Annotated in this window: 13 protein-coding genes, 2 pseudogenes and 2 riboswitches; of the genes and pseudogenes, 10 read left to right on the forward strand and 5 right to left on the reverse strand. The window is 70.4% G+C overall.

The window, feature by feature from the left end; all coding sequences use genetic code 11:
• Nucleotides 1-127: 127 nt before the first annotated feature.
• On the forward strand, nucleotides 128-505 hold the full coding sequence (locus ABTZ58_RS38965) for an STAS domain-containing protein (RefSeq protein ID WP_351367892.1): 378 nt from the start codon (nucleotides 128-130) through the stop codon (nucleotides 503-505).
• A gap of 649 nt (nucleotides 506-1154) precedes the next feature.
• On the opposite strand, the gene ABTZ58_RS38975 is transcribed toward ABTZ58_RS38965, so the two are convergent.
• From ABTZ58_RS38975 to ABTZ58_RS38990, 4 genes and pseudogenes are all read right to left on the reverse strand, one after another.
• A complete protein-coding gene (locus tag ABTZ58_RS38975) occupies nucleotides 1155-1583 on the reverse strand; it encodes a hypothetical protein (protein ID WP_351367895.1) in 429 nt (142 codons plus the stop codon).
• A gap of 12 nt (nucleotides 1584-1595) precedes the next feature.
• Complete coding sequence (locus ABTZ58_RS38980) at nucleotides 1596-1982, reverse strand: hypothetical protein (protein ID WP_351367928.1); 387 nt, start codon at nucleotides 1980-1982, stop codon at nucleotides 1596-1598.
• Nucleotides 1983-2040: 58 nt separating this feature from the next.
• Nucleotides 2041-2142, reverse strand: a pseudogene (locus ABTZ58_RS38985) (IS481 family transposase); the annotation flags it as partial.
• Between the two features lie 252 nt (nucleotides 2143-2394).
• Nucleotides 2395-3399 (reverse strand): ferric reductase-like transmembrane domain-containing protein, encoded by a 1005-nt coding sequence (locus ABTZ58_RS38990; protein ID WP_351367898.1) that lies wholly within the window; start codon nucleotides 3397-3399, stop codon nucleotides 2395-2397.
• Nucleotides 3400-3612: 213 nt separating this feature from the next.
• A riboswitch (cobalamin riboswitch) is annotated at nucleotides 3613-3856 on the forward strand.
• A gap of 56 nt (nucleotides 3857-3912) precedes the next feature.
• Between ABTZ58_RS38990 and ABTZ58_RS38995 the strand changes: the two genes are divergently transcribed.
• From ABTZ58_RS38995 to ABTZ58_RS39035, 9 genes and pseudogenes are all read left to right on the forward strand, one after another.
• On the forward strand, nucleotides 3913-4776 hold the full coding sequence (locus ABTZ58_RS38995) for a GHMP family kinase ATP-binding protein (RefSeq protein WP_351367901.1): 864 nt from the start codon (nucleotides 3913-3915) through the stop codon (nucleotides 4774-4776).
• Nucleotides 4773-5792 carry a cysteine synthase family protein gene (locus ABTZ58_RS39000; RefSeq protein ID WP_351367904.1) on the forward strand — a complete coding sequence of 340 codons (1020 nt, stop codon included), beginning with the start codon at nucleotides 4773-4775 and terminating at the stop codon, nucleotides 5790-5792. The genes ABTZ58_RS38995 and ABTZ58_RS39000 overlap by 4 nt, the downstream gene beginning before the upstream one ends.
• Nucleotides 5789-7027, forward strand: a complete 1239-nt coding sequence (locus ABTZ58_RS39005; protein WP_351367907.1) for an ATP-grasp domain-containing protein — start codon at nucleotides 5789-5791, stop codon at nucleotides 7025-7027. The genes ABTZ58_RS39000 and ABTZ58_RS39005 overlap by 4 nt, the downstream gene beginning before the upstream one ends.
• On the forward strand, nucleotides 7020-8288 hold the full coding sequence (locus ABTZ58_RS39010; RefSeq protein ID WP_351367910.1) for an MDR family MFS transporter: 1269 nt from the start codon (nucleotides 7020-7022) through the stop codon (nucleotides 8286-8288). The genes ABTZ58_RS39005 and ABTZ58_RS39010 overlap by 8 nt, the downstream gene beginning before the upstream one ends.
• Nucleotides 8257-9006 (forward strand): class I SAM-dependent methyltransferase, encoded by a 750-nt coding sequence (locus ABTZ58_RS39015; protein ID WP_351367913.1) that lies wholly within the window; start codon nucleotides 8257-8259, stop codon nucleotides 9004-9006. The genes ABTZ58_RS39010 and ABTZ58_RS39015 overlap by 32 nt, the downstream gene beginning before the upstream one ends.
• Before the next feature lie 54 nt (nucleotides 9007-9060).
• A riboswitch (cobalamin riboswitch) is annotated at nucleotides 9061-9242 on the forward strand.
• 30 nt (nucleotides 9243-9272) lie between these two features.
• The gene (locus tag ABTZ58_RS39020) at nucleotides 9273-10316 is read left to right on the forward strand and encodes an ABC transporter substrate-binding protein (protein WP_351367916.1); all 1044 of its coding nucleotides are present in this window, start codon (nucleotides 9273-9275) and stop codon (nucleotides 10314-10316) included.
• The gene (locus ABTZ58_RS39025) at nucleotides 10313-11416 is read left to right on the forward strand and encodes a FecCD family ABC transporter permease (protein ID WP_502996213.1); all 1104 of its coding nucleotides are present in this window, start codon (nucleotides 10313-10315) and stop codon (nucleotides 11414-11416) included. The genes ABTZ58_RS39020 and ABTZ58_RS39025 overlap by 4 nt, the downstream gene beginning before the upstream one ends.
• A gap of 8 nt (nucleotides 11417-11424) precedes the next feature.
• Nucleotides 11425-12243, forward strand: a complete 819-nt coding sequence (locus ABTZ58_RS39030; protein WP_351367919.1) for an ABC transporter ATP-binding protein — start codon at nucleotides 11425-11427, stop codon at nucleotides 12241-12243.
• A gap of 50 nt (nucleotides 12244-12293) precedes the next feature.
• Nucleotides 12294-12424, forward strand: a pseudogene (locus tag ABTZ58_RS39035) (IS5/IS1182 family transposase); the annotation flags it as partial.
• A gap of 489 nt (nucleotides 12425-12913) precedes the next feature.
• Here ABTZ58_RS39035 and ABTZ58_RS39045 read toward each other — a convergent pair.
• Nucleotides 12914-13123: DUF2071 domain-containing protein (locus ABTZ58_RS39045; protein ID WP_351367922.1), on the reverse strand; the 210-nt coding region annotated here is incomplete at its 5' end.

Genomic DNA, 13123 nt, shown 5'->3' on the forward strand with positions numbered 1-13123 from the left:
CAATCCACGCAACTACCTGGCCTTTCTCGGCCTCGCCGCAGCCCTCTGCTGCTACAAGCGGTACGTCCGCCTCACCACATAGGACACCGTCTTAGGGCCGAAGGTCTTGATGTGCAAGTATCACCTAATGACTGAGGGGCGAAAAGTGGACACCGGGCGGGCCGCACCGGCCGGGGGGCTGTCGGTCGTGGCCACCGCCACGGACGGCATCCGCGTGCTGACCCTGACCGGGGAGATCGATCACCACACCGGCGACCAGCTGCGCCGCGCCCTGGACGTCACCGGCACCGCCCGGCCCCGGATCGTGATCGACATGAGCCGGGTCACCTTCATGGACTCCACCGGTGTCAACATCCTCATCGCCGCCTACCAGGCCGTGTCCGGGGCCGGCGGCTTGATCCGCCTGGCCGGAGCCACCGACTCCGTCCTGTACGTCCTGCACATCGTCGGCGTCGACGACATCATCGAATGCCTCCCCACCCTGGACGAGGCCCTGGCCGCCTGAGCCGCTCACACCCCTTCACCAGCACCCGGGTGGCTGATGGGCCGCGGGGAAGGCATCCGGGCATGTCACGGAAGCAGGAGAGCCAGGTGCCGCCGGCCACGCCCGCCAGCAGGCCGAGTACGCCGCCCGCGGGAGTAGCGTGCACGAGCCTCCTTGTCCGCGGTCTGACGGCCGCTGGTAGCGAGTGTCGGACTGCGGGGAAGATTGCAGTGAGTGGGGCTGTGGCTTGATCACTGAAATCTTCCATGCGGCGGACTTCCACAGCTGAGACCACTCCGCCCCGCTCGGGGGACCGACTCCCACCCAGCCCGCCCCAGCCCATCGCTGGGGCGACGCTGCCGGAAAGGTGCCAGAACTGCGCAATGCTCCCGCACGACCACGACGGGACGCTGAATGGACTTCCGAGGGCGACACACCCCGGCCGCCTGAGAGATCAGGCATGCCGTGGTTAGGCAGTCACTGTGGTCGCTCATCGAGTCGTTGTTGCCGAAGCGAGGTCCGAAGCTGGTGGCGGGCCGGCCCGCGGGTGCCGGGCCGGCTGGCGTTGTGCGGGACCCTGTTCGTGCTGCATACCGGCATCCAGTGGGAATACCCGCCGCAGGAGCTGGGGAGGTCCGGGCCGCTTGATCCGCATCGGGGGCCGGTCGGTTCAGGCGTCGTCCCGGGCGACGGCCGCGCGGGACTCCTGCGTCATCAGCGGCACCGAGCCGCGCTGCACGGCGCCGGGCCCGGTTCGCCCCAGACCTTGTGGAGCGCCGCGCTCAGCTTGTCGTTCATCGCCTCGCCGAGCCCGGAACCCGTCGGGTACCTCGCGTGTGTCCTGGACGGCGATCACGGTGCCGTTGCGGGTGCCGGTCCACCCGATGGTGGTGACCTTCCAGCGGAGCTGTTTGGCCGCCTTGCGCATCGCGGCCCGGATCAGCTCCACCCCGCCCAGCGCGATGGCTTCCTCATCGCCGAAGTCCACCTGGTAGTAGCCGCCGTACCCGCCGGCGTCCTGCGGGCAGGCCCGGCGCAGTAGGTGAATGAGGGCATCGGCCATGGCGGTGCAGCGCGGGTCCTTCGCGTACGACGGCACCAGAGGGTTCCTTCAGCGCGGGGCTGGCAGGTGGGGCAGCAGCGTGGTGAGATCCCTGCGGACGCGTGCGGCCAGGACGGCCGGGTCGTTCGCGGCCCACTGATGGGCCATGCCGACCGTGTCGGCTCCCTTGGCTCGCGAAGAGTTCTTGTCGGGCAAGGCGCCGCCGGTCACCCGGGCGGTGAAGGTCGCAGGTCCCGGCGGGCGCGGCAGGAACAGCAGTGGCTGGTGCGGGGTGGCATCGAAGTGCCCGAGCCGGGCGGCGGGCTCTTCGTCGAACAACTGCGGCTCGGTCCACAGCCCGACGCTGACCACCAGCCACGTATGGGGCCGGTCCGGGTCGTTGCACAGCCACAAGTCGAACGTGCCAACGATCGCCCTCTCCTCCCACTTCCACACCTTGGCCCTCGGCTTCGTAGCGTCGGCGCCAGGTGTAGAAGCACTGGCGGCTGATGCCGTAGTGGCGGCAGGTGGCGGCGACGTTGCCGCTCACCTCTTCCGCGTGACGCAGTACTGCGAGCCGATGGCGGGCGCGTCTTGCGAGCTCGCGTTCAGTCATGGGGGTCTCCTAGGGACGGGAGACCCACCTGTCAACAACGTCCGTCAGTTTTAGACCTAGCCGCACGCCCGGCGGAGGGTTGCTGCGCATCGACCAAGTTGGCCTGGTCGCACGCGCGTTCAGGCATGCCGAAAATGCGCATGGGCGCTGCCGTGCCGCAGCAGCCGTCCCGGCACACAGCGATCCAGCACGGCCTCAGCACGTCCCCGCCTTCGGGTACCCGTACGAGCCTTCCCGGTCGGCGGCCGGGGATCAATCGGACTCCTGTGCGTGCGGGCTCGTCGTGGGCGGTTCGGCCGGGCGTTCCCTGCCGCCGTCTCGGCCCGACGCCACGACGAGGACGAGCCCCACCACGACGGCCACGGCGGCCACACGGCCAGCGGCCCGCGCCCCCCAGCCCGGCATCGCCCGGACGGACAGCGGTCCGCCCTCCCGGCGTCTTGGCGCGCCCAGCCGTTCGGCCCGCCGGGCGGGTCTCAGCAGGCGCAGCAACAGCATGACGGCGACGGGGAGTTGCAGCAGCCACAGGACGGTGCGCGGCCATTCGCCGTACCAGACGTTGGTGCCGTACAGCAGGGTGTGCCACACGCTCAGCACGTAGACGACGATGACGAAGCGGTGCAGTCGGCGCCAGGTGTTGGCGCCGATGCGGTGGCGGATGTAGAACAACAGGCCCAATGGGATGGCCAGATACAGAGCGCCCTGGCCGAGCGGGATGGCGATCCTGCCGGTTCCGGAGTCGTACCAACCGGGCACGAACGTGTCCGCGAATCCCGCCCACAGCCGCTGGACCCATCCCAGTTGAGCCTCATAGCGCACGAGTTCCGCCGCGAACATCAGCGCGTGCGCGAACATCAGGGCCATCGTGGTCAGGCTGGTGGTGCGGTGCCAGCGTTCCAGCACCTGCCGGGGCACCGGCAGCCGGGTGGGGCGCGGCCCCGACAGCAGCAGGCCCAGCATGACCGTGCCCCAGGCCCACAGCAGGCCAGACCAGCCGAATGCCTGGCTGAGCAGGTACATCCAGTAGGTGCCGGCGTCGTTCATGAACGGCATGACGGCGACCGTCGCCGAGTCACCCGACTCCATGCGGGCGTACAGGAACGCGAAGACCGCCACCGTGACCAGCACAGCCGCGCTCGCGTCGGGGAGTGCCGCGCGCAGGTCGGATCGCAGGACGACGCGCTCGGGCGGGCGCTTGTCACGGGCGGGCGGCGGGTTTGTCGTGCCGCTGTCCTCCGGCGTCGTCTCTGGCAGCATCCTGGGCCTTCCGGGCGCGGTCCTCCGCGGGGAGGTGGGGTGACGTCGACGCACCAGTGTGACGAGCGGGGCCGGGATTACCGAGGGCACATCCAGCCAGAGTCGCTCCCCGGGCCGGCCGGATCGTCTCAAGGTTCTCCGGCGCCGCCACCCGACCGACCGCATCCGGACAACTACGGACGCGCCCTCTGCCGCAGCAGCGGGAGCCGCCCTACGCTGATGTCCGCAGTCGGTTCGAGCCTCCCGGCGTCAGGATCCGGTGGCGCGGCGCAAGAGGGAACCCGGTGGGAATCCGGGACTGTCCCGCAGCGGTGAGTGGGAACGACAGCCGTCAACAGCACTGGGCCCGAGTCGTGCGGGGACCGGGGAAGCGACGGCCGGTAGGTGCCCACCGGTGACCGGTGTCCCCGGTGAGCGAGCCCACGAGTCCGAAGACCTGCCACTGCGCCCGTAGGCGATCTGCGGGCTGTGCATGGTGACCTCGAGGACCGGGTCGGCGGCAAGGGAGGGTTCGTGACGGGCCGTACCGTGTCCGGCGTCTGCCACGGCACGCTGGGCGAGCTGTACCAGGGCCCGCTACGGGCGGGCACGGAGCCGGACATCGCCATCGTGTCGTTCCCCGTGGACCGCCACTCGTGGACATACTTCGCTGAAGGGACCGAGCCGCCGGACGCGCCGCCTCTCGGTGAGAAGGCCGCCCTCGCGGCCCGGCTCTTTCTGGAACACTTCGGGCTCACGCTGCCGCCGGGCCGCTGGAGGGCCCACTCCGACCTGCGGGTGGGCGTGGGGATGGCGAGTTCAACCGCCGACATCGTTGCCACCCTGCGCTGCCTGTTCCGGCTCTTCGCGTTGCCCTACGACATGGACGTGGTCCTGGGCATTCTGGCGGCGGTCGAGCGGGCCGACAGCGTCTTCCTCGACGAGTTCGCGCTGTACCTCAGTGGCCGGCACCGGGTGGTGCGGCGCCTGGGCACGGACATCGGCTTCCACACGGCGTACATCAGCGAACCCGGGACGGTGGACACCACCGCCGTCACCGACCTGCTGCTGGCGCACTACCGGCGGCACGGGGAGGAGTACGAGCGGTGCCTGACCGACCTGCTGAAGGGCTTCGCCTCCGGCGACCCGGCCGCCGTCGCCCGGGCGGCCACCGCCAGCGCGACCCTGTCGCAGAGCGTGCTGCCCAAGACGACGTTCGACAGCATGCTCGCCCACCAGGAGCGGTTCGGCGCCGACGGCATCTTCGTCGCCCACACCGGCTGCCTGATCGGCTACCTCTTCCCCGGCCGCCTGGACGCCGAACAGAAGTCCGACCTCTCCGCCTTCTTCCACTCGCTCGGCCACCAGTGTTCCTTCGCCCAAGGAGGCTACGGGTGATCCACCCCCACATCGCCGACGCCCTGAAGGTCCCCGATCTCGTCCGGCTCACCGACGGCCTCGTCCTGATCCGGTTCGAGTCGATGAAGATCTACTCCGCGCTCGCCGCCGTCCGCCACCTGCTGGAACGGGGCACGATCCGCCCGGGACAGACCCTGATCGACAGCTCCAGCGGCATCTACGCCTACGCCCTGGCGCTGGCCTGCCATCGATACGGCATGCGCTGTCACATCGTCGCGTCCACCACCGTGGACACCACCACCCGCGCCCAGCTGGAGATCCTCGGCGCCACCGTGGAACAGGTCCGCCCCTCCAAGAACCTCAAGCTGGACCAGGAACTGCGGGTGCGGCGGGTCAAGGAGATCCTCGCCGGCCAGCCCGACTGGCACTGGATGCGCCAGTACCACGACGACGTCCACTACCTCGGTTACCACGAGGTCGCCGACCGGATCACGGCCGCGTTCCCTCGGGCCGCGCTGACCGTCGTCGCAGGGGTGGGCTCGGGAGCCTCCACGGGCGGGCTCGTGGAGCGCCTGCGCGCCACCGACCCTTCGGTGCGCCTCGTCGGCGTCCAGCCGTTCGGCAGCGTCACGTTCGGCAGCCAGGACCACCACGACCCGGAGGCGATCATCGCCGGCATCGGGTCGTCGATCGTCTTCGACAACGTCCGTCACCACTTCTACGACACGGTGCACTGGCTGGACTTCACCCACGCCATGTCCGGCGCGATCGCCCTGCTGCGCGACCACGCCGTCTTCGCCGGGCTGTCCACCGGCGCCGGCTACCTGGCCGCGACGTACGAGGCCCGGCGTCATCCCGACCGGCTGCACCTGGTGGTCGGAGCCGACACCGGACACCGCTATGTCGAGCGGGTCTTCGCCCGCCACACGGAAGCCCTGGACCCCGCCGCACTGAAGCCGGCCGAGGTCCGTGCCCCCGAGGAGATGGTCATGCCCTGGTCCCGAATGGCGTGGCGGCGCAGCGCCTGCCCGGCCGGCTGGAAGGAGGCGGCATGACCATCGCCTGTCTGGAGTCACTCACCTTCGGCCTGGGACACCTGGTGCGCGCCGCCGAGACGCTCGGCGAACGCCTCACCCTGCTCACCCGCGACCGCGACTACTACTCCTATGAGTTGCAGCGGCTTCCGGCGGACGCCCTCGACGTCGTCGTCACCGACACCTTCAACGTGGAGGGGCTCACGGATCTGCTGCACCGCACACCGGGGTTGCGCGGTCTGATCAGCTCCACCGACACCTGGACACTGGTCGGCGCCGAACTCGCCGAACGGCTCGGCCTGCCCGGCCTCGATCCGGCCGTATTGCGGCTGACCCGGGACAAGGCGGCCGTGCGCAACCGGCTGCACGACGCCGGGCTGACGCGCGGGCGTGCCGTGGAGGCGACCGGTGCGGACCTGGGGGACGTGCTGGTCAAGGAGGTCGGTCTGCCCGCCGTGCTGAAGGACACGGCGGGCACCGGCAGTCAGAACGTGTGGCTGGTCCGCGACGAGCCGGAACTGGACGCGGCCCTGGCCGAGGCGGCAGGGCGCCAGATGAAGGGGCGGCTGTTCGCGGAGGCGTACTTTTCCGGGCCGGTGTACAGCGCCGAGACCCTCACCTGGGCCGGCCGGACCCGGCTGCTGGGCGTCTCCAGCCGGCTGATGTCCCCTGAGCCGTACTTCCGGGAGGAGATCACCGCGTTCCCCGTGGCCTTCCCCGAGGCGCGGCGGGCCGTGGTGGAGCGGTGGCTCGGCGAGGTGCTCGCGGCGATCGGCTACACCGACCGCTTCGCGCACCTGGAGTTCGTCCTGACCGCCGGCGGCCCGGAGGTCGTCGAGATCAATCCCCGGATCGGAGGCGCACTGGTCGGCGAGGGCATGTGCCGGGCGCTGGGCGTCAACGTGTACGAGGCGATGGTCGAGGCTGCGCTCGGGCGTCGTCCCCGCCTTCTGGACGCCGGCCTGCCCGGCGGCCCGGCGGTCGCCTTCGTCCTGGGCTACCCGGCCGCACCCGGGGTGTTCACGGAAGTGGCGGGGCTGGAGCGGCTGTCGGACATGCCAGGATCACCGGCCTGGTACCCGGTCAGGTCCGTCGGCGACCGCATCGAGCACCTGGCCGACAGCCGCGGATACGCCGGCATCGTCTACGCGGAAGCAGAGACGGCCGAGCTGGCCACGCACCATGCGGTGGCCGCCGCCAACGCCTTACGCGTGCTGACGGAGCCGTTCCCGCGGACCGGGAACGGCGGTGGCTGACCACGCAGCGGGCGGGAAGGGCCTGCGATCCGCGCTGTCCACGTTCGACGGATCGCTGCGTTTCCTGCTGCTCAGCTCGTTTCTGATCCCGCTCGGCAGCTTCATGGTGCTGCCGTTCATGTCGGTGTTCCTGCACGAACGGCTCGACATGGGACTCGGCACGGTCGGCGTCGTCTTGGCCGTGGCCTCCCTCGTGCAGTTCTCCGGCGGGATCTTCGGCGGCGCCCTGGCGGACCGCATCGGACTGCGCCGCACCATGCTGTGGGCGCTGATCATCCGCACAGCCGGGTTCGTGGGCCTGTTGCTGGCCCTGCGCTGGCCGCCTCTGGCCGTCGGAGCGCTCATCCTGACGTGCTGCGGCGCCGCGTTGTACCTGCCCGCCAACAAGGCCTACCTCGTGCACGGCGTGGACGACGAGCGCCGGCCCGTGTTCCTGTCGGCGGGCAACGCGGCGCTCAACGCGGGGATGGCGGTGGGGCCGGTGGTGGCGGGGCCATTCGTGCTGTCCTCTCCGGGCTGGCTGTTCGTGGCCGTCACAGCGCTGTTCGTCCTGGTCACCGCGGGCCACGCCCGCCTCCCTGACCTCAAGGCCGGTCAAGAGCCGGGTCCGGAGCCAGGCGCAGGCGCGCGGGGGTTGCTCGCCGGAGTGGCGGTGTTGCCCTTCGCCGCCAACGCGCTCGCTTTCTACCTGTACTTCCACTTCCAGCACTTCCTGGCGGTGTACGCCGTCGAGCGGGCGTCCAGCGCGTTCTACAGCCTGGTCCTGCTGCTCTGCTTCACCCTGGTCATCGTCGTCCAGCCCTTGGCGTCCGGTCTGATCCGGCGCATGCCCTATGCGACGGCCCTCACGGTCGGCTTCACGGGCCTGGCGGCCGGGCTGGCCGTGCTGGCGGTCGGCACCCGGCCGGCCCTGCTGGCGGGCGGAACCCTGATCACTCTGGGTGACATTGTCCTCTTCTTGAAGAACGACCTGGAGGCACTGCGCCGCAGCCGGCGCTCGGACGCCGTGGTCTTCGGCCAGCAGCGGCTGGCCGCGGGACTCGGTGCCTGTGCCAGCGGAGTACTGGGCGGGCAGCTCTACAGGCTCACCGGCCACGCCGGAAACGACGGCTGGTTCTGGCTGCTGGCCGCCGTGCAGTGCCTGCTGCTTCCCGCCGCACTGCTGGCGTTCCGCGACCGCACACCGCACTGCCACCCGCACGATGACGACGAAGGAGCACTGAAGCCGCATGACACGGACGGGCGGGTTCCAGGACGATGACTTCTGGACCGAGTTTTACGACTTCCTCTTCTCCGAACAGCGCTACGCGCAGGCCGAGGACCTCCTCAACACCTCTCCCCTGCTGGCCTTCCCCGCAGGCGCCCGGGTGCTGGACCTGTGCTGCGGCCCCGGTGTGTTCACTGTTCCGCTCGCCCGCCGCGGCCACGACGTCACCGGGGTCGACCTGAGCCCCGCCATGCTGGACCGGGCGCGCAAACGGTCGGCCGACGCAGGCGAGCGGGTCACTTATGTACAGGCCGACGCACGCGCATACGAGGCGCCCGGCTGCTTCGACGTCGTCCTCAACATGTTCACCTCCTTCGGCTACTTCGAGGATCCGGCCGATAACGCCCACGTACTGCGCACCATGTACACCTGCCTGGCCCCCGGCGGGATCCTGGTCCTGGACCTGGCCGGCAAGGAACTGCTGGCCCGCAAGGTCACCCCGCCGAAGGTGGTGCAGCGGGGTGAGGACCTGATGGTGCAGACCGACACCGTGCTGGACGACTGGGCGAGGTTGCGCAGCGACTGGGTCCTGGTCCGGGGCGAGCGGATCACGCGGGCCAGCCTGGTGTGGTTCGTGTACAGCGCAGTCGAGTTGCGGCGGATGGTCGAGGAGGCGGGATTCAGCCGGGTGGAGGTCTTCGGCGGCTTCGACGGCCGCCCCTACGACGAGAACGCCGAACGGCTGATACTGCGGGCAGTGCGCGAGGCGTGAAGGCCGCGCAGGGGCGCTCGGGCATGTTCGCACGCCCTTTTGGCCGCTTGTCGGCAGACCGTAGTATCAGCGGGTCATCACCGCGACGGGAGACAGGAAGCCGGTGCGAATCCGGCACGGTCCCGCCACTGTGACCGGGGAGTGCACCCTTCAACACGCCACTGCGTGCCGCGCGGGAAGGCAAAGGGGAGCGTCGATCCGGGAGTCAGGACACTGGCCTGTCGCGGGCCCGTTCCGAGGAGCGCGGACTCCCCAGGAGGCTTCACGTGTACGACGGCACGTCCCGTCCCCCGCTGTTCACCCCTGCCCGCCGACGCCGTGCCCTGCGCGCGACGGCCGCGGCCGTGGCACTGTCGGCGTCACTGCTGACCGCCGGCTGCGGATCGTCTCAAGACACCGCCCAGGACACGAAAGCCACGGCCCCGGCGGCCGGCGGCTTCCCCGTCACCGTCGACAACTGCGGCGTGAAGACGACGTACGACAAGGCGCCCGAGCGTGTCGTCACCATCCACCAGCACCCGGCGGAACTCATGCTCTCCCTGGGCCTGAAGGACCGCATGGTCGGCACCGCCTTCCCCGACTCCGCCGTCCTGCCCGAGCTGAAGAGGGATTACGAGTCCATCCCCGAATTGGCGAAGAAGGAGCCGTCCTTCGAGACCGTCCTGGAGGCCGAGCCGGACCTCGTCTACGGCGGCTACGGCAGCGCCTTCGCCGAGCACGAGGGCCGCTCCCGCGAGGCGTTCGCCGACGCCGGCATCGACACGCACCTCAACGGCGAGTACTGCGGTAAGAAGCGCGTGACGATGCAGGACACCTACGACGAGGTCCGCAGCGTCGGCAAGGTTTTCGGCGTACCCGACCGCGCGAACAGACTAATCGCCGACCTTCAGGCACGGGTCGACAAAGCCACCAGCGCCGTCAAGGGCAAGCCCCAGGTGTCCGTGTTCGTCTACGACAGCGGCGACAAGACCGCCTTCACCGCGGGCGGCAAGAGCCTGGGCACCGAACTGATCCGTCTGGGCGGCGGCCGAAACGTCTTCGCCGATCTCGACGCCGTCTTCGGTGACGTCTCCTGGGAGCAGGTCGTCGAGCGCAGACCAGAAGTCATCGCGATCTACGACTATGCGGGCGCCGGAAGCGTCGAGCAGAAGAAGAAGTTCTTGCTCGCTCAGCCCGCTCTGAAGGACGTGCCCGCCATCAGGAACAAGCGGTTCGTCGTGCTGCCGCTGACCGCGACGCTGGTGGGCGTGCGGTCCGCCTACGCGGTGGAGGACCTGGCGCGCGGCATCCATCCCGAGAGCTTCGCGTGAGGGCCCCGGTCACCGAGACCGCCGCCGGGCGGGCCGTGCGACCGGAGAAGTGGGACAACAGGCGGGTCGGTCCGGCCGGTTTCACCGTCACGCTCGTCGTCCTGGCCGTCCTGCTGGTGGTCTCCGCCACGGCGGGCTTGGCGATCGGTTCGGTTCAGGTGCCGCCCGGCCAGGTGTGGGGCATCGCGACGCACGCGCTGGGCGCCGACTGGGTGGAGCCGGACTGGTCGCGGGCGCGGGAGACCATCGTGCTGGACGTCCGCGTGCCACGCGTCCTTCTCGGGGCCGTGGCCGGCGCCGGACTCGCGGTCGTGGGCAGCGCCCTGCAGGCTCTGATCCGCAACCCGCTCGCCGAGCCCTACCTGCTCGGCGTCTCCTCCGGGGCATCGCTGGGCGCCGTCGTGGTGATCGTCTTCGGCGTTTCGGTGTTCGGGCCGGTGTCGCTGTCCGTTGCCGCGTTCGCGGGCGCGCTCGGCGCACTGCTGCTCGTCTACACAACCGCCCGCACCGGTGGCCGGATCACCTCCGCACGGCTGGTCCTGTCCGGAGTGGCCGTCGCCGCGGTACTGACCGCGGTACTCGATCTGCTGCTGCTGACCAACGACCGGGGCAACGAGGCCCGCGCGGTCCTCGCATGGACCCTCGGCGGCCTCGGCGGCGTCAGCTGGGACACCCTGTGGCTGCCCAGCGCCGCCCTGCTGGTGGGCATCGCCGTCCTCATGGTGCAGGCCCGCAACCTGAACCTCCTCCTCGCCGGCGAGGAAGCCGCCACGACCATGGGTCTGGACGTGGCCCGCTTCCGCGCCCACATGTTCATCCTGCTCTCCCTCGTCACCGGCGTCCTCGTGGCGGCGTGCGGGCCGATCGGCTTCGTTGGGCTGATGCTGCCGCACATCGTCCGCCTGGCCGTCGGCGGCGACCACCGCCGCGTCCTGCCCACAGCCGCGCTCGGCGGCGCGGTCTTCCTCATCTGTGCCGACATCGCCGCACGCGTCGTCGCCGCCCCCATGGAAATCCCCGTCGGCGTGCTCACGGCCCTGTGCGGCGGCCCGTTCTTCCTGTGGCTGATGCGACGCGACGCACGGCAGACCACCCACTAAGGAGGGGCATGACCGCCACCGAACTCATCATCGACGGCGTCACCCTCACCGCCGGCGCCCACCGCCTCATCGATGACGTCTCCGTGACCGCACGCCCCGGCGAAGTCATCGGGGTCGTCGGCCCCAACGGCAGCGGCAAATCCAGCCTGCTGCGCGCCGTCTACCGCGTCCTGCGTCCCGCGGCCGGCCACGTCAGGGTTGACGGAACCGATGCTTGGTCGCTGCCCGTGCGCCGACTGGCCCGAACCGTGGCGGCAGTGGTGCAGGAGTCGGGCGCCGACTTCGACCTGTCCGTGCGCGAGGTCGTCGCGATGGGCCGCACCCCGCACAAGCGGCTGTTGGATGGGGACACCCCCGAGGACGCAGACCTGATCGAGAAGGCCCTGGATGCGGTGGACGCCACCGACCTGAGCCACCGCACCTTCAACCAGCTCTCCGGCGGTGAACGCCAACGCGTCCTCATCGCCCGCGCGCTGGCTCAGCAACCGTCCTTGCTCGTCCTGGACGAGCCCACCAACCACCTCGACATCCGGCACCAGCTGGACATCCTGACCACGCTGCGCCGCCTGCCGGCCACGGTGCTCCTCGCCCTGCACGACCTCAACCTGGCCGCCTATTACTGCGACCGCCTCTACGTCCTGCGCGACGGCACGGTCACCGCCGCCGGCCGGCCCGCCGACATCCTCACACCCCACCTACTGGACGAGGTCTACGGCGTGACCAGCGAGGTCACCATCCATCCACGCACGGGCGCACCCCAAGTGACCTTCCTCCCCCGCGAGCCACACCCGGCGGGCTCGGCCAACGGGGATCACTCCTTGTCGTGACGGCTGGATGTCGCGGTCGGAAGCGGTGATCACGGAGCAGGGCGGTGTCGGTGGACTCCACGGTCGTCCGGGCCCACCAGCACGCTGCCGGAGCACTCAAAGGGGGGCGGCCCACTCCGGCGAGCCCGCCGATCACGCGCTCGGACGCTCCCGCGGCGGGCTGAGCACCAAGGTCCACCTGGCGGTACCGGGTCCTCGCCGGCGAACTGCTGCGGGTCTTGGACTTCCAGCCGCCAGACCACCCAGTCGAAGTCCTCCCACTTCTTCGCCCTCTTCGCGCTCTGAGCCACTGCCCCGCCCTCCGCCTGCCCGTTGCTGGTTGAGGCCAGTACACCAGCGCAGAGAGCGGGTCAGGCCGAGTTCGCGCGGCCCGGCCCCGGATGAGCGAAACCGCTGAAGTGGGCGCGCCGGGCGTGTCCTTGTGCGTGTCCTGGCGGACAGCGGCAACCGTTCCCCGTCGGGCCGTACCAGCATCACATCGCTGAACGGTCCGGACGGTGACCGCTGCCACTGTCCGAGCACGATGCGCGTTCTGGAAGAGGTGCCCAGGTTCGCGATCCAACTGTCGAAGCGCAGCCGCCGGCGCCGCGTTGCTCCGATGAGAATCCAGCTCATCCGCTCCCCCCTCGAACGGCTTGAGGCAGCCCTCGCCGGGCGAGGGCTCGTCGAGTCAGCCGGGGGTCAGGCCCGGTCCGGGGAGACAGGGCCGGGAGGGTCCCAGCCGGACATGCCGGACTCCTTCCGAGAAGTGCACCAGGGGCTCGCCGAGAGGGGCGGGAAGGCCTGCCGCGGTGGTGAGCGTCTCCTCCAGCACGTCGACAGCGGCGTCGGCCAGCGGCCACGGCTCGTGCTCGACGGGCGTCTCCCAGAGCATGCCGAG

Source organism: Streptomyces sp. NPDC094143 (assembly GCF_040303825.1).
In the GTDB taxonomy this organism is placed as follows: domain Bacteria; phylum Actinomycetota; class Actinomycetes; order Streptomycetales; family Streptomycetaceae; genus Streptomyces.

What these genes read in the sequence shown, in the direction of transcription:
- ABTZ58_RS38965 (WP_351367892.1), top strand. Translation starts at nt 128, where the DNA reads ATGACTGAGGGGCGAAAAGTGGACACCGGGCGGGCCGCACCGGCCGGG.
- ABTZ58_RS38990 (WP_351367898.1), bottom strand. Translation starts at nt 3,399, where the DNA reads ATGCTGCCAGAGACGACGCCGGAGGACAGCGGCACGACAAACCCGCCG.
- ABTZ58_RS39005 (WP_351367907.1), top strand. Translation starts at nt 5,789, where the DNA reads ATGACCATCGCCTGTCTGGAGTCACTCACCTTCGGCCTGGGACACCTG.
- ABTZ58_RS39015 (WP_351367913.1), top strand. Translation starts at nt 8,257, where the DNA reads ATGACACGGACGGGCGGGTTCCAGGACGATGACTTCTGGACCGAGTTT.
- ABTZ58_RS39030 (WP_351367919.1), top strand. Translation starts at nt 11,425, where the DNA reads ATGACCGCCACCGAACTCATCATCGACGGCGTCACCCTCACCGCCGGC.